This is a genomic window from Arsenicicoccus dermatophilus, assembly GCF_046267915.1.
GTDB classification, from domain to species: Bacteria; Actinomycetota; Actinomycetes; order Actinomycetales; family Dermatophilaceae; genus Arsenicicoccus; species Arsenicicoccus dermatophilus_A.
Map to the genome: position 1 here is coordinate 710,008 of NZ_CP176520.1, position 21,965 is coordinate 731,972.

The following is a 21,965-nucleotide window of genomic DNA, read 5'->3' on the forward strand; positions in this document are numbered from 1 at the left end:
CCATGCTGCCCCACCAGCGGGCTCGTTGAACTGTGGACGACCCCAACGGGTTTCGGGACCCTTGCGACGAGCTGTGGACGACGTCAACGACTTTCGTGACGCGAGAGCGGATCCGCAGTGGGCGGGTCATGCCAGGGCTCAGAGTTCACCCATCGCGTGCCCAGGCTGGGAGGAAGCGCGCCGCGGTCGGTGCCAGGCGGCCGTGACCGGTGATCTTGCGTGTCGTTGCCGCAGGGCCGCAGCAGCATTTTCGGCATACGTCGGGCGGACCCTCAGCAGGAGCACAGACTGGTGCACGGTCGGCCCAAGAGGCATGACCTCTGTCACAGAGCGCCCCTCTCGACGGGAGCGCCGGGGCGGTCCTCCGTACGGTCCGATGACATGAGCCCTGAGCGATTCATCAACCGTATCAACGCGATTCGTCATGACCTGCATCGGACGGACCTGCGCCCCAGTCCCACCGTCAACGCCCTCTTCTCCGAGCTGGTGGACATCGTCCTCACCGCGCCACCGGGACTCTTCCCCGCGGTGCGGGCGGGCCTGGGACCGGCCGCCGTGGACGACCTGCGTGAGCTGTGCGGGCGCGGGGAGACCCGGCTGGAGACCGCCTGGGCCCAGCGCCTGCTCGAGGCGAGCGACCCCTTCGAGACGCTGGAGGAGTTTCCCTACCTCGACAACTACCGCCGGCTGACGCGCCTGGAGCTGTCCGCCCTGCACGCCGCCGGTGCCCACGTCGGCGCGGTGACGATGATCGGGTCCGGCCCGCTCCCGCTGACGGCGGTCGTGCTGGCCATGGAGCTCGGGATCACCGTGACCGTGGTGGACCGGGATCCGCACAGCCTGGCCTACGGCCACGACGTGATCCGGGCCCTCGGCCTGGGCCGCCGGATCACCTCGCACCTGGGCGACGCCACCGACGGACACCTGCCCGTCGGTGGTAGCGACGCGGTGATCCTCGCGGCGCTCGTGGGCGTCGACGTGCCGGCCAAGGCCGACATCATGGCGGCCACCGCCCGGGCGATGGCCGACGACAGCCACCTGCTCGTCCGCTCGGCGGCCGGGATGCGAGCCCTGCTCTACTGCCCCTTCGACCTGCACCAGGAGGGTATCCCCGCGATCGGGACCGCCCTGACCCCGGTCGTCGAGCTGCACCCCCACGACGACGTGGTCAACTCCGTGCTCGTCTTCCGGCGCACCGCCCACGCGGCGTCGGGGACGCCGTCACGCTCCCCGGAGCGGGATCTGCAGGTGGACCGTCGCCAGGCGCGGATCGCCTGAGCTGCCGCGCTCGTCGAGCACCACCTCGCCCCCCATGGCCTGCCAGAACTCCACCGCGCCCGGGTGGCGGGCGTTGGTGTGCAGGTAGACGTGATCGGTGGCGGGGTCCTGTCGCGCGTGGTCGACCAGCCGCTCCACGATCCGGCGCGCCAGCCCGCGCCGGCGGGCCTGCCAGTGGGTGGCGACCCGCACCACCTGGCAGACGCGCGACGGATCGGGATAACGCTCCCGCAGCGCGGGCGGCGACTGCGGGACCCCCACCCGCAGACCGCCGCACGCGATCACGTCGGCCCCCTCGACCGCGACCAGCATCAGCTGACGGGGGGTGGTCACATAGGTCTCGTAGGCGAGGTCCAGGTCGCGGTGCCACACCGGGTCGTAGCCGTAACCCAGGTCACGGCGGTTGACCGCGAAGACCAGGTCCCGCGCGGCATGAATCTCCTCGGGGGAGGTGGCGACGTGGATGTCCGTCGCGAGGGCGACTCCACTCATGCGCCCAGACGATAACGCACCGGCCGGGACGGCCCGGCGTGCGTCCCGGGCGATCCGCACGAGCAGGCACAGGATCAGGAGGGTATGGCGACGTACTTGGTCTCGACGTACTCCTCGATGCCCTCGGCGCCACCCTCGCGCCCGAAGCCGGACGCCTTGACCCCGCCGAAGGGCGCCGCGGGGTCGGACACGACGCCCGTGTTGACGCCGACCATGCCGTGGTCCAACCGCTCGGCCACCCGCAGCGCCCGCGCGAGGTCGCGCGTGCAGACGTAGGACGCGAGGCCGTGCTCGGTGGCGTTGGCGAGACCGATCACCTCGTCCTCGTCGTCGAAGGACTGGATCGCCGCCACCGGCCCGAAGATCTCCTCGCGCACCAGCGCCGCGTCCCGAGGCACGTCCACCAGCACCGTCGGCGCCACGAAGTGCCCGACCTCGGGCACCGGCTCGTCGCCGCAGAGCAGCCGCGCGCCGCCGGACAGGGCCGAGGTGATCAGCCCCCGCACCCGGTCGGCGGCGGCCGCCGTGATCAGCGGCCCCACCTCGACGCCCTCGTCCAGCCCGTCGCCCACCCGCAGCGCGCGCATCCGCTGCGCCAGTCGCTGCGCGAACGGCGCGGCCACCGAGGAGTGGGCGTAGATCCGGTTGGCCGCGGTGCACGCCTCGCCGATGTTGCGCATCTTGGCCGCCAGACAGCTCTCGACCGCGACGTCCAGGTCGGCGTCGTCGAAGACGACGAACGGCGCGTTGCCGCCCAGCTCCATGGACACCCGCAGCAGCTGCCGGGCGGACTGCTCGACGAGCGTGCGCCCCACCGCCGTCGAGCCGGTGAAGGTGAGCTTGCGCGCCCGCGGGTCGCGGATCAGCGGCTCCATGACCTCGCCCGCCCGCGAGGTGGTCACCAGGTTGACCACGCCTCCCGGCACCCCGACCTCCTCGAGCAGCCCGACGAGCGCGTGCATGGTGAGCGGGGTCTCCGCGGCGGGCTTGACGACCGTCGTGCAGCCGGCTGCCAGGGCCGGGCCGAGCTTGCGGGTCCCCATGGCGAGCGGGAAGTTCCAGGGCGTGATCAGCAGGCAGGGCCCGACCGGCTGCCGCATCGTCAGCAGGCGACTCCCACCCGCGGGCGCCACGGTGAACGACCCGCGGATCCGCACCGACTCCTCCGCGAACCACCGGAAGAACTCCGCGGCGTAGGCCACCTCGCCGCGCGCCTGCACGAGCGGCTTGCCCATCTCCAGGGTCATCAGGGTCGCCAGGTCCTCGGTCCGCTCGATCAGCAGCTCGTAGGCCGAGCGGAGGATCTCCGACCGCGCCCGCGGGGCGGTGGCCGCCCACGACTCCTGCGCCGCGGCCGCGGCCGCGAGCGCGGCGTCCCCGTCGACCGGGCCGGCGTCCGCGACCCGGGCGAGCGTCTGACCGGTGGCGGGATTGGTGACCTCCAGGGTGCGCCCGTCGGCGGCGGGCCGCCACTCGCCACCGACCTGCAGGTCGCGGGGCACGCGTGCGAGCAACGCCGGCACGTCGACCATCTCGTTCTCCTTCGCCGGGATCCGGACGTCGATGGTGCCCCTCGCGGCGGGGGTCCGTCCAGGCCGCTGCGGCGCGGTGCCCGGCCCGTCGAGCCGTCAGGGTCCCCCGGACGGCCCACGCCCGGCCAGGACGGGTCAGGGGCGCGCGTGGCACGATGAAGGTCCGACCGACGCCCGATCCGAGAGACACCGTGACGCAAGGACGTGCCGCCACCTGGTTCCAACGGCACTTCGGCCTCCCCGGACGGTCCTGGTCGCCCTCCCGCGGGGCCGGGCGGCTGGGGGTGCTGGGGCTGGCCGTGCTGCTGGTCGGCACCTGGCTGCTCGGCCCCTGGCTCACCACGGTCATCGGCACGGACCTGCGCGCCGCCGCCGCGGCCTTCGGGCTGGTGTGGTGGGCCGTCGCGCACCCGCTGCCGCTGCGCACCGCGGGGGTGCGCACGCACGCCGTCCTCGACTCCGGCGTGCTGGTCGTGCTGCTGACGTCGTACGGCGTGGTGCCGGGCATGGGTCTCTGGCTGCTGGTCACGGTGGCCGTCGAGCTGGCCCGCAAGCACTTCGTCGCGGTCGCCCTGGTCAACGTCGGGATCTCGCTGCTGGCCTCGGCCGTCGCCGCGGTGGTCTCGGGCCGGCTCCTGGGGTGGGGGCCGGTCTGGACCGGCTTCGACCCGCGCGGGCTGCTCGTCGCCGGAGCCGTCGTCGGGGCCGTGCACACGTTGAGCGAGTTCGCGCTCACCGAGCTCACGGTGCGCCACGTCGCCGACGCGCCCACGCCCACCCGCCTCCGCCGCGGCGGCCCGCTCCTGCTGCTGGGCGCCGGCACCGGGGCGCTGGCGGCGGTGTGCTCCTACTCCGAGGATCCCCTGGTGGCCCTGCTCGGGCTGTCCGTGCCCATGCTGCTCCTCGTCACCCTCGTCCACACCCGTGCCCAACGACGTACCGCCCTCGCCCGCGACGGGATCCTGGTGGAGGCGCTCACCGAGCTCGCGCGCAGCGACGACGCGGACGGCATCGATGCCATCCTGCACAGCGCCGTGCCCCGCCTGGCCCCCGCCGTCGTCTGCGAGCTGACCACCGAGCCGCCGAGCCGGGCGCGACGCTCGACGTGGTTCGCCATCGGCGGGACCGGCGACGGCACCGACCCCGGCACCGACGACCGGTGGATCCGCGCCGACCTGCTGCCCGCCGAGGTCTACCTGCCCGACGACGAGGCCAGCGCGCTGCGGTCGCTCGCCGCCGTGGCGCGCGCGGCCGCCGGACGTATCCGAGAGCGTGCGCAGATGGCCTGGGAGGCCGAGCACGACCCGCTCACCGGGCTGCTCAACCGCAATGGCTACTGGCAGCGGCAGGTAGACCACGACGACGGGGCGGGCGGGCCGCTCGCCGTCGTCGTCGCCGACCTGGACGGCTTCAAGGGGGTCAACGACGCCTACGGCCATGCCCGAGGCGACGAGCTGCTCCTCGTCGTGGCCCGCGCGATCCACCTCACCGCACCGATGGGTGCCACCGTCGCCCGCTGGGGCGGCGACGAGTTCGTCATCCGCCTGGAGGAGCCGCGCTCCGAGGTCGACGTCGCCGAGCTGGGCCGCGCGCTGGTCGCCGCCGTCGAGCGCTCCGCGCTGGAGGTCGTCCCCCCGGGCCTGGTGTCCGCGAGCGTCGGCTACGCCATGACCGACGACACGGCCCGGGTGGACCCCTTCGACCTGCTACACCAGGCCGACGAGTGCATGTATGCCGCGAAGCGGGCGGGCAAGGCCACCGTCCGCGGCCGCGCCGCCTGAACCTACCGGCGGTCGTCGGACTCGCCTAGGCAACCAAGCCCGGCGGATCCGACGACCGCCGGTAGGTCACCGCTCGGCGTAGGCGTTGAGGTAGGAGTCCTCGCCGCGGCGCTGCAGCCGCAGCAGCTCGGCATACACCCCGTCGGTGGTCGCGAGCTGCGCGGGCGAGCCGATCTCGTCCACGAGGCCGTCCTTGATGGTCACGATCCGGTCGACACCGGCGATGGTGGACAGCCGGTGCGCGATCACCAGCGAGGTGCGGCCGCGCATCAGCTCCTCGAGCCCGGCCTGCACCAGCCGCTCGGAGCGGGTGTCGAGCGCCGACGTGGCCTCGTCGAGCACCAGCACCGACGCGTCCTTGAGCATGGCCCGCGCCACGGCGATGCGCTGCTTCTGACCGCCGGACAGCTTGAGTCCGCGCTCGCCGATCAGCGCGTCGTAGCCGCCGTCGAGCCGCTCGACGAAGTCGCGCGCGTTGGCCCGGTCGGCGGCCAGCGCCACCTCGGCGGCCGTCGCGTGCTCCGCGCCGTAGCGGATGTTCTCGCCCACCGTGTCCGAGAACAGCGAGGGGTCCTGGAAGACGATCGACACCTTGCGCCGCAGCTCGACCGGGTCGAGCGTGGCGATGTCCACCCCGTCGACCCGGATCTGCCCGGCCCGCAGGGGGTAGAGCCCGAGGAGCAGGTTGACCAGGGTGGTCTTGCCGCCCCCGGACTCGCTGACCAGCGCCACCCGCTCGCCGCGGCGCACGTCGAAGCTCACGTCCCGCAGCACGTCCGGCCCGTCGCCGTAGCCGAACCGCACGTCGTCGAACTCGATCACCGCGGGCGCCTCGGGCAGGTCCACCAGGACCGTGGGGTGGGCCACCGGCGCGGGCGGCGCGACCGGCGCCGGCACCCGCGCCGGGACCTCCTCGGTCGCCATCACCCGGAAGTAGTCCCGCGACCCCGCCACCGCCCGCTGCCCGGCGTCGATGACCCAGCTCATCATCTCGACGGGCATCCGGGCCATGGTGATCAGCTGGATGAGCAGCACCAGCTCGCCGACGCTGAAGCGCCCCCGGACGGTCTGCCAGAAGATCAGCAGGTACATCACCGCGAAGGTCACGTTGAGCACCGCCCGCCGCAGCACGTCCATGGCGTGCCAGTGCCGCGCCTGGGCCCGCGTCGCTGCGAGGGTGTGGTCGAAGTGGTCGGTGAAGGTCGCCAGCTCGTGGCGCTCGCGGGTGAACGAGCGCACCACCCGGATCTGGCCGACGACCTCCGCGAAGCGCCCGCCCGCGGTGTCGATGTGGGCGTTCTTGTCGCCCTCGTGAGCCTGCCAGCGCCGCGACGTGAGCCCGGTGAGCCAGACATAGGTGGGAAAGACGACCACCAGGAGCAGGGCGAGCGGCCAGTAGTAGATCGCGCTGATCACCAGCACCGCGCCGGTCTGCACCAGCAGGGTGATGAAGGTGTTGGACAGCGACTTGGCGAACTGGCTGATCTCGGTGATCGAGCGGTTGAGCCGGCTGACGATCGTGCCGGTCATCTCCTCGTCGAACCAGCTCTGCGGCAGCCGCAGCAGCTTGGCGAGGTAGCGCGTCGACAGGATCGCCCGGATCTGGTTGGACAGCACGTCGCCGTGGTAGCCGCCGACGTTGGACACCACTGTGCTGACGAGCTCGCTGGCGAGGATCCCCAGCGCGAGCCACACCAGCGTGGGCATGGCCTCGGGGCCCCGGTGGTCCCGCACCGCCGCGACGATGGTGTCCGTCGCCCGCCCCACGAGGAAGGGCGTGGCGATGCCGGCCGCCGCGGTCACCAGGGCGCACAGCGCCACCACGGCGTAGTACGGCCGCAGCTCGCGGGTGAAGCGGATGATCCTGATCAGGCTCGCGAGGGTGCCGGCGTCGCCGGCCTCCTGGGGGCGCGACGCGGCTGCTGGGTGCACGGGGTCTCCTCCTGGTTGTCCGCAGGCGCCAACGCCGCGCGGTGCGGTCTGCTTCCCGCCGGCCGGAGAACCACGCCGCACGCGCCCGGCGTCGACCACGGCGGCGAAGCCGGGTCAGCCGCGGCGGCGGGAGCGGCCGGGGTCCGGGCCGTCGAGCGCGTGGTCGACCGAGATGGCGCCCGGGCTGGCCAGCGCCAGCAGCACCGCGGCCACCCCGAGCGCGGCCACCAGCTCCCAACCACCCTGTCCGACCAGGACGCCGTGGCCGCGGTGGACGAGCAGGTAGGCCCCGAGCATGTCCACCGCCACGGCGACGCACGCCACCCAGGTGAACGCCCCGAGGAGGATGCAGACCCCGCCGACCAGCTCGATGGTGGCGGCGAGGAAGGCCGCCACGGGCGGCGCCGGGACGCCGAGCCGGGCGAGCTGGGCCGTGACGGCGTCCAGCCCGAGCACCGAGAACTTCTCCCACCCGTGGGCGATGAGGACCAGCGCGAGCAGCGTTCGGCAGCCGAGCAGCAGGGCGGCGCGGGTCGGGTTCTCGGCGAAGGGCGTCTGGGTCCAGCGGGACATGGCGGCCTCCGGGTCGGCAACGGTTCCGACCACTGTAGGTGCCACGTCCGCCCAGGTCGGGGAGGTCAGGGCTCGCGCCAGACCCCGTCGTCGAGCGCCCGCTCGAAGGTCGGCCGCCACCGGTCGACGTCGAGCCCGCGGCCGGCCAGCCACTCCCGGGAGTAGTACGTGTCGGCGTAGCGCCCGCCGCCGTCGCACAGCAGCGTCACCACCGACCCCTCCTCGCCGCGCCCGCGCATCTCGCACACGAGCTTGAGGGCGCCGAACAGGTTGGTGCCGGTGGAGCCTCCGGCATACAGCCCGGTCCGGTCGTGGAGCACGTGGATGCCCGCGATCGAGGCCGCGTCGGGCACCGAGATCATCCGGTCGACCACGGTGGGCACGAAGCTCGGCTCCACGCGCGGGCGGCCGATGCCCTCGATGCGGGAGCCGACGCAGGTGGTGGTCAGCGGGTCGGACGCGCACCAGCCGTCGAAGAACGCGGAGTTCTCCGGGTCGGTGACGCACAGCCGGGTCAGGTGGCCGCCGTACCGCAGGTGCCGACCGATGGTCGCCGAGGTGCCACCCGTGCCGGCGGCGGTGACGATCCAGGTGGGGTCCGGGTGCGGCTCGAGGGCCAGCTGGCTGAAGATCGACTCGGCGATGTTGTTGTTGCCGCGCCAGTCGGTCGCCCGCTCGGCATAGGTGAACTGGTCCATGTAGTGCCCGCCCAGCCGTCGCGCGAGCTCGATGGCGCGCGGATAGAGCTCGGCCGGGTCGTCGACGTACTCGCACCGGCCGCCGTTGGACTCGATGAGCGCGACCTTGGCGTGACTCGTCGACCGGGGCATCACCGCGATGAACTCCAGCCCCAGCAGCCGCGCGAAGTACGCCTCGGACACCGCCGTCGACCCGCTGGACGCCTCGATGATCGGGGTGTGCGGCCCGACCCACCCGTTGCACAGGGAGTACAGGAACAGCGACCGCGCCAGCCGGTGCTTGAGCGACCCGGAGGGGTGCGTCGACTCGTCCTTGAGGTAGAGCTCGATGCCCCACTCCGGCGGCAGCCGCACCGGCAGCAGGTGGGTGTCGGCCGAGCGGTTGCCGTCGGCCTGCACGGCCTTGATGGCGCCGGCGACCCAGGTGCGCACCTGCGGGTCGTGGTGGTCGACGTCGCGGGGCTGCACGTGCTCTGTCATGCGTCGAGGGTATCCACCTGCCTAGGGTGGGCCACGGGCAGGATCCGCCAGGCTTCCCGCTCCGGCCGGTGACCAGGCACGTCGTCCCGCGCCGACACGGATCACGAGGACCAGGAGACGGTATGGCGCTGCGGATCGGGTACAAGGCCTCGGCGGAGCAGTTCGCCCCGCGGGAGCTCGCGGACCTCGCGGTGCTCGCCGAGCAGCTCGGCCTGGACAGCGCTTTCGTGGCCGACCACGTGCAGCCCTGGCGGCACACCGGCGGTCACGCGCCCGCGTCGATCCCGTGGCTCGCCCACGTCGCCGCCCGCACCGAGCGCATCGTCCTGGGCACCTCCGTGCTGACGCCGTCCTTCCGCTACAACCCCGCGGTGCTGGCCCAGTCCTTCGCGACCCTCGCGTGCCTGGCCCCCGGCCGGATCGTCATGGGCGTCGGCTCCGGCGAGGCGCTCAACGAGGTCGCCGTCGGGTCCGTCGACGGGTGGCCGGCGTTCCCGGAGCGCTTCGCCCGGCTGCGCGAGGCCGTCGACCTGATGCGGAGGCTGTGGTCGGGGGAGCGGGTGACCTTCGAGGGCACCTACTACCGCACCACCGACGCGACGATCTACGACCGCCCCGACGAGCCCGTCCCGGTCTACGTCGCCGCGGGCGGTCCCCGGGTCGCGCGCTACGCGGGGCGCACGGGCGACGGGCTGATCTGCACCTCCGGCAAGGGCCCGGAGCTGTATGCCGACCAGCTGGTCCCCGCGCTCGTCGAGGGGGCCGCCAAGGTCGGGCGGCCGGCGGCCGACCTGGACCGGATGATCGAGATCAAGCTGTCCTACGACACCGATCCCGCCGCGGCCCTGGAGAGCTGCCGCTTCTGGGCGCCGCTGTCGCTGACCCCCGAGCAGAAGCACTCGCTGCACGACCCGACCGAGATGGAGCGCGCCGCCGACGCGCTGCCGATCGAGCAGGTCGCCCGTCGCTGGATCGTCGCGTCCACCCCGGAGGAGGTGGTCGAGCAGGTGCGGGCCTACACCGACCTGGGCTTCGACCACCTGGTGTTCCACGCGCCCGGTCACGACCAGGAGCGCTTCCTGCGGCTGTTCGCCGAGCAGGTGGCGACCGCGGTGCGCGAGCTCCAGGTGGGCGCCCTGCCGACCGCGCCGTGACCTGGACGACGCCTTGACCGGGCGGATCGACCTGGCCACGGCGGGCGCCGCGGGCACGGGGACCGGCGGGCGCGCGGGCTCAGCCCGGCAGCGCGGCGAGCAGCCGACGGACGACGTCCGCCGGGTCCGCCGCCCGCATCACCTCACCCATCACGGCGACCCCGTGCGCACCGGCGCGGACCGCCTCGGCGGCGTTGTCGGGCGAGATCCCGCCCAGGGCGAGGACCGCGGGTCGCGGCGCGTCGTCGGCGGGCACCCGCGCCTCCGCGAGGGCCGCCCGCACCCCGGCGACCCCCAGGGCGGGACCGTAGCCCGGCTTGGACCGCGTCGCGGCATACGGGGAGAGCGTGACGTAGTCCAGCCGCTCCGCCGCCGCCCGGCGCAGCTCGGCCGCGTCGTGGCAGGACCGGCCCGTCAGCAGGAGCCGGCGCGAGTGGCTGTCGGGGGCGGGATCGGGCGCGCGCAGGTGGACGCCGTCGACCGTCCCGGCGGCGACCGACCCGGGTGCCGGGGCGGCCATGACGAGCAGGCCACCGACCGGGTGCAGCAGCGCGGCGAGGTCGGCCGCCAGGGCGGCCCGGTCGGCCTCGGGCAGGTCCCGCTCGCGCAGGCACACCCAGCGCAGCCCGGCTTCCACGCCGGCGGCGACCTGGTCGCGCAGCGTCCGGCCCGGTGGCAGCTGGGCGCGGTCGGCGAGCACCAGCAGCCGGGGGCAGGTCGGCCCGGACGTGCCGGGGCTCGCGGGTCCGTCGGTCCCGGCGGTGCTGCGGGGCGCGGGACCGCCGGGCTGCCCTGGTGCGTCGAGTGGGCCAGCCGCGCCGGGCGGTCCGGTCATCAGTCGATCCGGCCGTCCATCGGAGAGGAGGCGAGCGCGTGGCGGCGCACCGGGATCCGCCCCGCCGACCAGGCGAGGCGACCGGCGATGGTCGCGTGCCGGATCGCCGCGGCCATGGCGGCCGGGTGCTCCGCGCGGGTCACGGCCGAGGCCACGAGCACCGCGTCGCAGCCGAGCTCCATGGCAAGGGCGGCCTCGGACGCCGTCCCGATCCCCGCGTCGAGGACCACCGGCACGTCGACCGCCTCCCGGATCAGCTCGATGTTGTGCGGGTTGCGGATGCCGAGGCCGGAGCCGATGGGCGACCCGAGGGGCATCACGGCCGCGCACCCGAGGTCGGCGAGGCGCCGGGCCACCACGGGGTCGTCGGTGGTGTAGGGCAGGACCGTGAACCCGTCGTCCACCAGCTGCTCGCAGGCGTCGAGGAGCTCGACGGCGTCGGGCAGCAGGGTGCGGTCGTCGGCCACGACCTCGACCTTGACGAGGTCGGTCTGCAGGGCCTCGCGGGCGAGCCGGGCGGTGAGCACGGCCTCGCGGGCGGTGTAGCAGCCGGCGGTGTTGGGCAGCAGGGTGCAGCCCAGCCGCCGCAGCAGCCCCAGGGTGTCGTCCCCGCCGGACGACGAGACGCGACGCATGGCCACGGTGACCAGGCTCGGCTGCGCGGCACGGATGGCGGCCTCGAGCTCGCTGAGCCGGCGCGACCCGCCCGTCCCGAGGAAGACCCGCGAGGACAGCCGGTGCTCGCCGACCACGAGCACGTCGTCGCCCTCGGTGGCCTGGGTGGTGGTGTCGGACATGGCGGCTCAGCCTCCCTGCATGGCGGTGACGACCTCGACGCGGGAGCCCGCCTCGAGGGTGCGCCCGGCCCAGCGGGCGCGGGGCACGACGGCCTGGTCCACGGCGACGGCGATCCCGTCGGGGCTCAGGGCGAGCTCGGTGACCAGGGCCGCGACGTCGCAGCCCTCGGGGACCTCGCGCTGCTCGCCGTTGACGGTGATGGTCATGGCTGGGCTCCTGTCATCGGTGGCTCCTGCTCGGGAAGGGTGCCAGGGCCGCCGCGACCCGGGTCCGCGGCGGAGGGCTCGGTGGGTGCCGCGGACGGCTCGGCGGCCGGTCCGGCCGTGCCCCCGGCGCGGAAGCGGGCGGGGGTGAAGGGCTCGGCCGCGGTGATCGAGGTCCGCCCGTCGAGGGCGAGGTCGGCGACCACGTCGGCCGTGACCGGGGCCAGCAGCACGCCGTGCCGGTAGTGCCCCGCCGCCACCACGAGCCCGGGGACGTCCCCGCCGAGCAGCGGCCCGTTGTCCGGCGTGCCCGGCCGCAGGCGGGCGACCGCGTCGACGAGGGCGAGCTCGCCGACCTCGGGCAGCAGCGTGGTCGCGGCGCGGAGCAGCTCCAGCAGCCCGCGGCCGGTGACCTGGGTGTCGGTGAGCTCCTCCGAGGTCGCCCCGATCACCAGCTCGCCGTGGCCCCGGGGGATCAGGTAGACGTGTTCGCCGTGGACCATGCCGCGCACGGTCCGGTCGAGCAGGCCCGAGGCTCCCGCCATCCGCAGGATCTGGCCCTTGACCGGACGGACCGGCAGGGGGAGCAGGTCGCTCAGCGCCGCGCACCGGCCCGCCGCCACCCCCGTCGCGAGCACCACCGTGTCGCACCGGGTCGGCGTGCCGTCCTCGGCGACGACGCCCACGACCGCGCCGTCGGCCACGAGCGGCTCGCCCGCCCGCCGCACCAGGCCGACGCCCGCCCGCTCGCACGCCGCGAGCAGCCCCAGCACCACGCGCCGGTTGTCCACCGCCAGATCGCTCTCGACGACCAGGGCGGTGCGGGCCCCCGGCGCGAGAGCCGGTGCCAGCCGGCGCACCTCGCGCGTCGACAACCGGGTCACCGGCAGGTCGTAGGACTCCAGCAGCGCCTGCGTGCGCCATACCTCCCGGGCGTCGTCCAGGGTCAGCCCCACGTGCAGCGAGCCCTGGGTCTGCAGGTCCGGGTCCACGCCCGAGAGCTCGGCGAGGCACTGCGCGAAACCCGGCCAGCGGGAGTGGGACTCGAGCAGCAGCCCGAGCAGGTCCAGCTCGTCGTAGGACGCCTCGCTGACCGGCGCGAGCATGCCGCCTGCCGCGTGCGAGGCGCCCTGGCCCGGGGCCGGGTCCCACAGCTGCACCGAGGCACCGCGTCGCCGGATCTCGAGCGCGCAGGACAGGCCGATCACGCCGCCGCCGAGGACGACGACGTCGGTGGGGTGGGACATGCGATCACCGTGCTCCCTGGCCCGCATGATCGAGCCGGTATGGCGGTCGAGACCCGCGGCAGGTCTCCTCTCAGCCCGGTGCACCGGGCTCCCGCGAGGACCCCACGAGCATACGCCGCGGCCCCCGAGGACATCCCCGGGGGCCGTGGTCGATCCGGCCTGTGTCGGCGGGCGTCAGCCCTGGCGCATCGTGCCGGTCTTCATGAACCGCTCGTGCCAGGAGAAGGCCTCGCCGAGCAGGTGTGGGGTCTGCAGACCCCACGCGCCACGCTGGGCCCGGTCGACGTAGTCCTGCAGCATGGGCTTGAAGTCCGGGTGCGCGCAGTTGTCGATGATCCGCTGGGCCCGCTTGCGGGGCGAGCAGCCGCGCAGGTCGGCCAGACCCTGCTCGGTGATCAGCACCTGCACGTCGTGCTCGGTGTGGTCGACGTGGGTGACCATGGGGACGATGCAGGACAGCGCGCCGCCCTTGGCCGTCGAGGGGGTGACGAAGGTCGACAGGTAGGCGTTGCGGGCGAAGTCGCCGGAGCCGCCGATGCCGTTCTGGATGCGCGAGCCCATGATGTGGGTGGAGTTGACGTTGCCGTAGATGTCGGCCTCGATCAGGCCGTTGCTGGCGATCACGCCGAGGCGGCGGATGGCCTCCGGGTGGTTGGAGATCTCCTGCGGCCGCATGATGATCTTCTTGTTGAAGAAGTCGATGTCGTCGTTGAACCGCTGCACGCCCTGCGGCGACAGGGAGAACGCGGTGGCCGAGGCCACGTCGATGGTGCCGTTCTCGATCAGGTCGAGCATGCCGTCCTGCAGCACCTCGGTGTAGGCCTTCAGCCCCTTCCACGGCGACTCGGACAGGCCCGCGAGGACGGCGTTGGCGATGTTGCCGACACCGGACTGCAGCGGGAGCAGGCCCTTCGGCATACGACCGGACCGGACCTCCAGCTCCAGGAAGTCCATCAGGTGTGCCGCGATGGCCTTGGAGTCCTCGTCCAGCGGCTTGAAGGGGGTGTTGCGGTCGGGGGCGTCGGTCTCGACGATCGCGATGACCTTGTCCGGGTCCACGCGGAAGAAGGGGTCGCCGATGCGGTCGGCGGCGTCGACGATGGGCAGCGGCTTGCGGTGCGGCGGCAGCGCGGTGCCGTAGTAGATGTCGTGCATGCCCTGCAGCTCCATGCGCTGCCAGGAGTTGACCTCGAGGATGACCTTGTCGGCCTGGTCGATCCAGGTCTTGTTGTTGCCCACGGAGGCCGACGGCAGCAGCGTGCCGTCCTCGTTGACGGCGGTGACCTCGACGACCGCGCAGTCGAGCGTGCCGAGGAAACCCTCCCAGGTCATCTGGGCGACGTGCGACAGATGGACGTCGATGTACTCCATGGTGCCGGCGTTGATCTTGGCGCGGCTGATCGGGTCGGACTGGTAGGGCAGGCGCAGCTCGACACCGTCGGCCTCGGCGAGCGCGCCGTCCAGCTCGGGCGCGGTGGAGGCGCCGGTCCACACGCCCACCTTGAAGTCGTCACCGGCCTGGTGCGCAGCGCTCATCCGGGAGGCCAGGGCGGCCGGGACGGCCTTGGGGTAGCCCGCGCCCGTGAAGCCGCTCATCCCGACGTTGTCCCCGTGCTGGATCAGGGCGGCCGCGTCGTCCGCGGACATGATCTTGGAGCGGAGGGCGGCGTTGGCGACGCGGGAACTCATCGGCAGGTTCTCCTCAGAACGGTTCAGCAGAGGCCTCCAGCCTAGGCGGGGGCCCCGGGCAGGAGGCGTCCGCCCCCGACCGAAGCCCTCCGGGTCGGTCCTGCGGTGATATGCCGGGGCGCCCCGGACCTGTGCCGGGTCCGGGGCGCCCCTGGCGCGGGTGCTGTCAGGGCGGGGTCACTGGACCGTGACGTCGTCGATGACGAAGGAGGTCTGGTTGACGGAGTCCTCGGTGGCGGCGAACTTCAGGGTGACGGTCTTGCCGGCGTAGGCGGTCAGGTCGACGGTCTTGGTGACGTAGCCGTTGGTCTTGTCCAGGTTGGAGTAGGACGCGACGGTGGTGCCGTCGATGGAGACGGTGGCCTTGTCGTACTTGCTGTAGGAGCTGGTCTCGGCGGTGTCGATGGCGATCCAGTAGGTCAGCGTGGGGGTGCCGGTGGGGACGGTGATGGTCTGCTGGGCGTACTCGCTGGTGGTCTTGCCGTTGCCGCCGAGCCACAGCTTCCAGGTGCCGGTGCGGGCCTTGCGGCCGGTGTTGTCGGTGATGGGTCCGGTGGAGCCGGTCCAGCCGGTCTGTCCGGACTCGAAGCCGCCGTTGACCACGGCGTTGCCGCCGGGCTGGGGGGTCGAGGTGGGCGTGGCCGTGGGGGTGCCGGTCGGCGAGCTGGTCGGCGTCGGCGTCGGCGTCGGCGTGGGGCTCGGCGCAGGCGCCGGGTCGGAGCCGGGCTGGGTCCCGCCGAGGGCGGTGATCGCGTTCAGGATCTGGGTGCGGAAGGCCGAGACCTTGGTGTAGTGGCCCGGCTCGCTGGCGCGGGCGCATCCGACGCCCCAGGAGGTGATGCCGACCTGGGTGGTGGTGCCCTTGACGAACAGCGGGCCGCCGGAGTCGCCGTTGCAGGTGTCCTTGCCGGCGGTGCCGTTGCCGGAGGCGCAGATCTCCGAGGAGGAGGTCGCGCTGCAGCCGCTGCCGGTGTGCAGCGGCAGGTCGACCTGCATGAGGTACTGCGAGGAGGAGCCGGTCTCGGACAGCTTGCCCCAGCCGATCGCGGTGAACCAGGGGGAGGCGTCCTTGGACGAGTCGGCGGGCAGCTGCGCGAACTTCGTGACCCCGGTGACCGGCTTGTCCAGCCTCGCCACGGCCCAGTCACCCTTCTTGGGGCCCGCGCCGGTGCGCCAGTCGGTCACCTTGTACTCGGTGCCCTGCTTCCAGTCGACCTTGCCCACGTTGATCGTGACGGTCATGTTCGTCGGGGTGGAGTCCAGGCAGTGCTGAGCGGTGAGCAGGATGTCAGGGCTGATCAGCGTGCCGCCGCAGCCGTACGTCCCGTCGCTCGTCTTCATCCGCACCTTCGCCGCCATCGGCCAGACACCCTCCTGGGCCTGGTCCCCACCGACGATGGTGGCGTGCTGGCCGTCCGGGCTGGTGTCGTCGTCGGCGTGGGCGACCTGGGGGGCCAGGCCCGCCAGCATCAGCGCGGTGGCGCCGAGGCCGAGGACGGCCGGACGGCGCAGGAAGTGAGCGGGCATGGGATCTCCTCGGGGATGACGCGATTGACGGACGACCGACAGGGCCGTATGGGGGACCATCCTCAGCCCGCATCCCGAATATGTAAAGACTTCCCCGAAACTTCTCTCCCCGCGCATCGTTCATGACCAGTCGTCGAGCGGGTCCAGCGACTCGTCCTGGGACCGCCGCCGCGGCCGACGCCGATCAGGGCGTCCCGGGCCGGTGGCCTGGGACGCCCTGAGGTGGTGGCGGGGGTGGGTCAGCCGATGGTGATGTCGTCGAAGACGAAGGAGGTCTGGCGGGTGTAGTCCTCGGTGGCCTCGAGGCGCAGGGTGACGGTCTGGCCGGCGTACTTGGTCAGGTCGACGGTCTTGCTGACGTAGCCGCTGGTCTTGTCCTGGGGGGTGTAGGTGGCGACGGTGGTGCCGTTGATCAGGACGCGGGCGTTGTCGAAGCGGGCGTAGGAGCTGGTCTCGGCGGTGTCGATGGCGACCCAGTAGGTGAGCTTGGGGTTGCCGGCGGGGACCTTGACGGTCTGCTGGGCGCGCTGCCAGTTCATGTGGCCGGTGCCGGCGAGCCAGAGCTTGCCGGAGCCGGAGTGGGCGGGGCGGGCGGGGTTGGTGTTGATGACGCCGGGGGTGGCGCTCCAGCCGGTCTGGGCGGACTCGAAGTCGCCGTTCTTGACGGCGTTGGTGCCCGGGGCCGGGGCCGGGGCGCTGGTCTCGGTGGGGACCGGGGCGGGGGCGGTGGTGGCCGTCTCGGTGGGGACCGGGGCGGGGGCGGTGGTGGCCGTCTCGGTGGGGACCGGGGCGGGAGTGCTGGTCTCGGTGGGGACCGGGGCGGGAGTGCTGGTCTCGGTGGGGACCGGGGCGGGAGTGCTGGTCTCGGTAGGGACCGGGGCGGGCGTCGAGGTGGGGGCAGGGGCCGGTCCGGGCTGGGTCCCGCCGAGGGCGGTGATCGCCTCGAGGATCTGGGTGCGGAAGGCCGAGACCTTGGTGTAGTGGCCGGCCTGCGTGGCGCGGGCGCATCCGACGCCCCAGGAGGTGATGCCGACCTGGGTGGTGGTGCCCTTGACGAACAGCGGGCCGCCGGAGTCGCCGTTGCAGGTGTCCTTGCCGGCGGTGCCGTTGCCGGAGGCGCAGATCTCCGAGGAGGAGGTGGCGCTGCACTGGTTGCCGGTGTGCAGCGGCAGGTCGACCTGCATGAGGTTCTGCGAGGAGGAGCCGGTCTCGGACAGCTTGCCCCAGCCGATCGCGGTGAACTCCTGCGCCGCGTCGTGGGAGGAGTCGGCGGGCAGCTGCGCGAAGGACGTCACCCCGGTGACCGGCTTGTCCAGCCTCGCCACGGCCCAGTCACCCTTCTTGGGGCCCGCGCCGGTGCGCCAGTCCTTGATCTTGTACTCGGTGCCCTGCTTCCAGTCGACCTTGCCCACGTTGATCGTGACGGTCATGGCGCTCGGCGACTTGTCGAGGCAGTGCTGGGCAGTGAGCAGGATGTCGGGGCTGATCAGCGTGCCGCCGCAGCCGAAGGTGCCCTCGCTGGTCTTCATGCGCACCTTGGCCTGCATGGGCCAGGCGCCCTCCTGGGCCTGCTCCCCACCGACGATGGTGGCGTGCTGTCCGCCAGGGCTGGTGTAGTCGTCGGCGTGGGCGACCTGGGGGGCCAGGCCGACCAGCAGCAGGGCAGAGACGCCGAGCGCGGCGGAGCGACGCGCGGAGCGGGAAGTCATCAAGATCTCCTCGGTGGGATGGCGTGGGACGACGGCGCGAGACGCGCCGCGATGAGGTCGGGGATACGACCGTACGGGTGACATCTTCCGAGGCGCACCCGAGCCTGTAAAGCGACGTCAGAGGACGTGCTTCTGCGTGCGGGGAGCACTACCCGCGGTAAAGATCACGGCGGGTATGTCGACGGGACCTCTCCGTGCTCGTGAGAGGTCCCGTCGTCGCCGTGGCCAGGCGGCCGCCGGCGGGGTGCGCAGGCCCCGCCATACCGCTGCTGATCAGCGGCAGTCCGTGTCCGGCCGCAGCACCTGCAGCCGGCTGGCGAAGGGGATGTCGGCGAGCGTCCCGCCGCGCTGGGAGGGCAGGAAGGACGACCAGAACCCAGGGTCCTGCACCGTCGAGAGGATCGCGGTGTCACCCGTCTGGTCGCCCGGCAGGAAGCCGTGACGCACGCCCGTGCGGGCCACCCACTGCTGCAGCGAGGTGGGCAGCGCGGCGATCTCCCGCTCCGACATGCGCAGCCGCAGCCGCTGGCCCTCCATGATCGCGTCGGGGTGACCGTCCGAGCCGTCGGTCCGCGAGGCAGGGCACGACCAGCGGCCCGCCCGCGCCACCGGCAACCCGACGAACAACGCGTGCGGGAAGTAGCCGTGGCGGCGCGCGTAGGCGATGTCCTCGCGGCTGATCGAGCCCGCGTCGTGCGGCAGGCTGGACGCCGTCGCGCCACCGTGGTCGGGATAGGTGCCGGGCAGCTGGCCGGCGTTGGCCGGCCGGTCGGCGGTCAGGCTCAGCCAGCCGCCGTGGCAGGCCGTCGGCCGGTCGCCCCCGCGGAACAGCCACAGGCTGTAGGCCCGACGGCGGGCGACGTCGACGATGACGATGCTGGAGTCGGTGCCTTCGCTGCCGACCCACGAGGGATCCAGCGGCACGTCGTCCGCCCAGGAGTGCCAGCCGGCCGGCATCGCGCGGCCACCGCAGTCACCGCCGAAGGTGATCCGGCCGCGGCGGGTGCCGGGCTCGCCGACGTAGACCCGGGCGTTGTAGTCCGCGGAGTTGAGCCACCAGACGCGGGCGCCGGCGTGGCTGACCTGGTCGGCCAGGCGGGCCGCCATCCGGTCGCTGGCAGGGTCCACGGCGCTCGCGGGCAGGGTGTCCACGCGAGTGGTCCAGAAGGTCCCGCCGTAGGGATAGCCGAGCGAGCCGTAGGTCCCGCCCTGGCCGTAGCGCAGCAGCGTGGCGCGGGGGCGTGCGAGGGGCGCCGGGTCCATGGCGGCGCGGCGGCGGTCCTTCGCCGGATCCTTGCGCCTGTCGTGGGGCTTCGCCACGACCTGCGGCTCGACGCGGGCCCTCGCCGCATCACGGGGCGTGGCCGGGACCCTCGTGACGGCCCTGGCCGCGGTGGTCCTCCGGGGAGCGGCCGCGGCCCTTCCCGTGCGGGTGGCGCCGGTCGGGACCCGGGTCGGGCCGGGGGCTGCGGCCGGCCGACGGGCCGGCACCCGCGCCGCGACCGGGCGCAGCGGGGGAGCAGGCGTCACGGGCACCCCGGCGGCAGGCAGGACGGGGACCGCCGCCGGGTCGGTCGCGGCCGGGACGACCGAGGCGGGGACCGGCCCGGACGGGGTCACCGGGGCGGGTGACGTCATGGGGGCGGCGAGCGGGATGCCCGTCGAGGGGTGGTGCTGGGTGGCGAGGGCCACCACGGGCACGAGGGCGAGCGTGGCGACACCGGCGGTCAGCAGCGTCGGCCCGCGCAGCGGGGAAGGCGACATGGGACTCCTCGTCGGGTGAGCGGCCCGACGGTCTGGGGGCGGGTGCGAGGTGGGGGCCTCCTGCAGGAGACCCCCACCGGTGCGCGTCCAGTATGGCGACCGTCCCCGTCCTCGGCACCCGCAGGGAGCGGGGACGACGGGGACGCCGACCGCGGGCGGCGGTCAGCGAGGCGGCATCCGCAGGGCGCCGTCCAGGCGGACGACCTCGCCGTTGAGCATCGGGTTGTCCACGACGTGCAGTGCGAGAGAGGCGAACTCCTCGGGACGACCGAGGCGCGAGGGGTGCGGGACCATGGCGCCGAGAGAGGCCTTGGTCTCCTCCGGCATACCGGCCATCATCGGTGTCTCCATCGTGCCTGGCGCGATCGTCATGACACGGATCGCCTTGTCCGCCAGGTCGCGCGCGGCCGACAGGGTCAGTCCGACGATGCCGCCCTTGGACGCGGCGTACGCCGCCTGACCGACCTGGCCGTCGTAGGCCGCGATCGACGCGGTGCTGATGATGACGCCCCGGTCGCCGTCGACGGGCTCGTTGTCGACCATCGCGGCGGCGGCCAGACGCATGACGTTGAAGGTGCCGACGAGGTTGATGTCGATGACGGTCTGGAACGTCGGGAGGGCGAGCGGGCCACCGCGGCCCACGACGCGGCCGGGGGTGGCGACCCCCGCGCAGGAGACCACGACGCGCAGCTCACCGAGCTCCTTGGCGGTGTCGATCGCGGCCTGCACCTGGTCCTCGTCGCGCACGTCCGCGGCGCAGAAGCGCACCCGGTCGCCGAGCTCCTCGGCGACGGCCGGTCCGCCCGAACCCTCCAGGTCGATGATGACGACCGCGGCGCCGGCGGCGTGCAGGGCGCGGGTGGTGGCCTCCCCGAGGCCGGATCCGCCCCCGGTGACGAGGGCGACGGTCTTGTCGGTGATCTTCACGAGATGTCCTGTCCTTGTGGGAGTTTGACGATCTGGTTGGGTCTGGGCGCGCGCCGGCCGGCCCCGGGTGGGGGGCCGGCCGGCGCGCGACGGGTCATCCGCGCAGCAGGGCGCGGGAGATGACGAGGCGCTGGATCTGGTTGGTGCCCTCGAAGATCTGGGTGACCTTGGCCTCGCGCAGGTAGCGCTCGGCGGGGAAGTCCATGGTGTAGCCCGCGCCGCCGAGGACCTGGACGGCGTCGGTGGTGACCTGCATGGCGTTGTCGGTGGCGGTGAGCTTGGCGACGGAGGCCTGCTTGCCGACGTCGCGGCCGGCGTCCTTCATCCGGGCGGCCATGAGGTAGGTCGCGCGGGCCTGCTGGACCTTGGCCTCCATGTCGGCGAGCAGGAAGGCCAGGCCCTGGAACTCGCCGATGGTCCTGCCGAACTGCACGCGCTCCTTGGCGTACCGCACCGCGCAGTCCAGGGCCGCCTGGGCCAGACCCGTCGCGCACGCGGCGATGCCGAGACGGCCGGCGTCCAGGGCGGCCAGCGCGATCGACATGCCCTGCCCCTCCCGACCGATGCGGCGGGCCTGGTCGACCTGGACGCCCTCGAGGTAGACCTGCCGCACGGTGTCGCAGTGCAGGCCCATCTTGCGCTCCGGCTCGGCGAAGGCCAGGCCCGGCGCGTCCGAGGGGACCACGAAGCACGAGATGCCCTTGGCGCCCTCGTCGCTCGTGCGGGCGAAGGTGGTGTAGAAGTCGGCGTGGCCGGCGTGGGAGATCCAGGCCTTCGTGCCGCGCAGCGTGTAGGGGCCGCCGTCGCCCTCGCGGGTCGCTCGGGTCGTCATCGACGCCACGTCGGACCCGGCCTGCGGCTCGGACAGGCAGTAGGCGCCGAGCTGCTCGCCGGAGAGCATGCCGGTCAGCAGCTGCTGCTTCTGCTCGTCGCTGCCGAAGGTCGCCACCGGGAAGCAGGTCAGCGAGTGCACCGAGACCCCGACGGCCACGGACATCCAGGCGTAGGCGATCTCCTCGACCACCTGGAGGTAGACCTCGTAGGGCTGACCGCCGCCGCCGAGCTCCTCGGGGTAGGCGAGGGTCAGCAGGCCGGAGCGGCCCAGCAGGTGGAAGATCTCGCGCGGGAACTCGTGCGCGGCCTCCATGGCGTCGACCTTGGGGGCGAGCTCGTCGCGACAGATCTCGCGGGTGAGGTCGATCAGGTCCTGGGACTCTTCGTTGGGCATCAGGCGCTCTGCGGGCATGACGCCAATCTAGGTCCTGACGTGGCGTCATGCCTACGTCGAGCCGCGCCCCGGGGCGCAGGCCACGGCGTGCGCCCCGGGCCGGCGGGCCGCGGGGAGC

General features: G+C 73.4%; 18 protein-coding genes. 3 read left to right on the forward strand and 15 right to left on the reverse strand.

The features are described 5' to 3' along the window. Positions 1–381 precede the first annotated feature (381 nt). The gene (locus ACK2IS_RS03715; protein ID WP_409484807.1) at positions 382–1,278 is read left to right on the forward strand and encodes a nicotianamine synthase family protein; all 897 of its coding nucleotides are present in this window, start codon (positions 382–384) and stop codon (positions 1,276–1,278) included. On the opposite strand, the gene ACK2IS_RS03720 is transcribed toward ACK2IS_RS03715, so the two are convergent. Then, entirely contained in the window at positions 1,222–1,770 is a 549-nt protein-coding gene (locus tag ACK2IS_RS03720; protein WP_409484808.1) for a GNAT family N-acetyltransferase, read from the reverse strand. The two genes, ACK2IS_RS03715 and ACK2IS_RS03720, sit on opposite strands and share 57 nt — an antisense overlap. Before the next feature lie 74 nt (positions 1,771–1,844). Beyond that, positions 1,845–3,302: an NAD-dependent succinate-semialdehyde dehydrogenase gene (locus tag ACK2IS_RS03725; protein ID WP_409484809.1), complete on the reverse strand. Its 1,458-nt coding sequence runs from the start codon at positions 3,300–3,302 to the stop codon at positions 1,845–1,847. Positions 3,303–3,493: 191 nt separating this feature from the next. Here ACK2IS_RS03725 and ACK2IS_RS03730 point away from each other — a divergent pair, with 191 nt between their 5' ends. Next, on the forward strand, positions 3,494–5,083 hold the full coding sequence (locus ACK2IS_RS03730; RefSeq protein ID WP_409484810.1) for a diguanylate cyclase domain-containing protein: 1,590 nt from the start codon (positions 3,494–3,496) through the stop codon (positions 5,081–5,083). Positions 5,084–5,149: 66 nt separating this feature from the next. Here ACK2IS_RS03730 and ACK2IS_RS03735 read toward each other — a convergent pair whose 3' ends face one another. From ACK2IS_RS03735 to ACK2IS_RS03745, 3 genes are all read right to left on the reverse strand, one after another. Further along, positions 5,150–7,015, reverse strand: coding sequence for an ABC transporter ATP-binding protein (locus tag ACK2IS_RS03735; protein WP_409484811.1), 1,866 nt, complete (start codon positions 7,013–7,015; stop codon positions 5,150–5,152). 114 nt (positions 7,016–7,129) lie between these two features. Further along, complete coding sequence (locus ACK2IS_RS03740; RefSeq protein WP_409484812.1) at positions 7,130–7,588, reverse strand: DoxX family protein; 459 nt, start codon at positions 7,586–7,588, stop codon at positions 7,130–7,132. Positions 7,589–7,653: 65 nt separating this feature from the next. Continuing rightward, complete coding sequence (locus ACK2IS_RS03745) at positions 7,654–8,766, reverse strand: PLP-dependent cysteine synthase family protein (RefSeq protein WP_409484813.1); 1,113 nt, start codon at positions 8,764–8,766, stop codon at positions 7,654–7,656. A 122-nt stretch (positions 8,767–8,888) separates the two neighbouring features. Between ACK2IS_RS03745 and fgd the strand changes: the two genes are divergently transcribed. Beyond that, positions 8,889–9,920 (forward strand): glucose-6-phosphate dehydrogenase (coenzyme-F420), encoded by a 1,032-nt coding sequence (fgd, locus tag ACK2IS_RS03750; RefSeq protein WP_409484814.1) that lies wholly within the window; start codon positions 8,889–8,891, stop codon positions 9,918–9,920. Positions 9,921–9,999: 79 nt separating this feature from the next. On the opposite strand, the gene ACK2IS_RS03755 is transcribed toward fgd, so the two are convergent. From ACK2IS_RS03755 to ACK2IS_RS03800, 10 genes are all read right to left on the reverse strand, one after another. Next, positions 10,000–10,755 carry a thiamine phosphate synthase gene (locus tag ACK2IS_RS03755; RefSeq protein ID WP_409484815.1) on the reverse strand — a complete coding sequence of 252 codons (756 nt, stop codon included), beginning with the start codon at positions 10,753–10,755 and terminating at the stop codon, positions 10,000–10,002. Next, positions 10,755–11,552 (reverse strand): thiazole synthase, encoded by a 798-nt coding sequence (locus ACK2IS_RS03760; RefSeq protein ID WP_409484816.1) that lies wholly within the window; start codon positions 11,550–11,552, stop codon positions 10,755–10,757. The genes ACK2IS_RS03755 and ACK2IS_RS03760 overlap by 1 nt, the downstream gene beginning before the upstream one ends. A gap of 6 nt (positions 11,553–11,558) precedes the next feature. After that, positions 11,559–11,759, reverse strand: coding sequence for a sulfur carrier protein ThiS (gene thiS, locus ACK2IS_RS03765; protein WP_409484817.1), 201 nt, complete (start codon positions 11,757–11,759; stop codon positions 11,559–11,561). Then, on the reverse strand, positions 11,756–13,003 hold the full coding sequence (gene thiO / locus ACK2IS_RS03770; RefSeq protein WP_409484818.1) for a glycine oxidase ThiO: 1,248 nt from the start codon (positions 13,001–13,003) through the stop codon (positions 11,756–11,758). The genes thiS and thiO overlap by 4 nt, the downstream gene beginning before the upstream one ends. Positions 13,004–13,177: 174 nt before the next feature. Then, positions 13,178–14,692, reverse strand: coding sequence for an acetyl-CoA hydrolase/transferase family protein (locus ACK2IS_RS03775; protein WP_409484819.1), 1,515 nt, complete (start codon positions 14,690–14,692; stop codon positions 13,178–13,180). 177 nt (positions 14,693–14,869) lie between these two features. Continuing rightward, positions 14,870–16,219 (reverse strand): trypsin-like serine protease, encoded by a 1,350-nt coding sequence (locus ACK2IS_RS03780; RefSeq protein WP_409484820.1) that lies wholly within the window; start codon positions 16,217–16,219, stop codon positions 14,870–14,872. Positions 16,220–16,458: 239 nt separating this feature from the next. Then, positions 16,459–17,928: a trypsin-like serine protease gene (locus tag ACK2IS_RS03785; RefSeq protein ID WP_409484821.1), complete on the reverse strand. Its 1,470-nt coding sequence runs from the start codon at positions 17,926–17,928 to the stop codon at positions 16,459–16,461. Between the two features lie 273 nt (positions 17,929–18,201). Continuing rightward, entirely contained in the window at positions 18,202–19,692 is a 1,491-nt protein-coding gene (locus ACK2IS_RS03790; RefSeq protein WP_409484822.1) for a hypothetical protein, read from the reverse strand. 162 nt (positions 19,693–19,854) lie between these two features. Beyond that, the gene (locus ACK2IS_RS03795) at positions 19,855–20,619 is read right to left on the reverse strand and encodes an SDR family NAD(P)-dependent oxidoreductase (RefSeq protein WP_409484823.1); all 765 of its coding nucleotides are present in this window, start codon (positions 20,617–20,619) and stop codon (positions 19,855–19,857) included. A 94-nt stretch (positions 20,620–20,713) separates the two neighbouring features. Beyond that, a complete protein-coding gene (locus ACK2IS_RS03800; RefSeq protein WP_409484824.1) occupies positions 20,714–21,865 on the reverse strand; it encodes an acyl-CoA dehydrogenase family protein in 1,152 nt (383 codons plus the stop codon). Positions 21,866–21,965 lie beyond the last annotated feature (100 nt).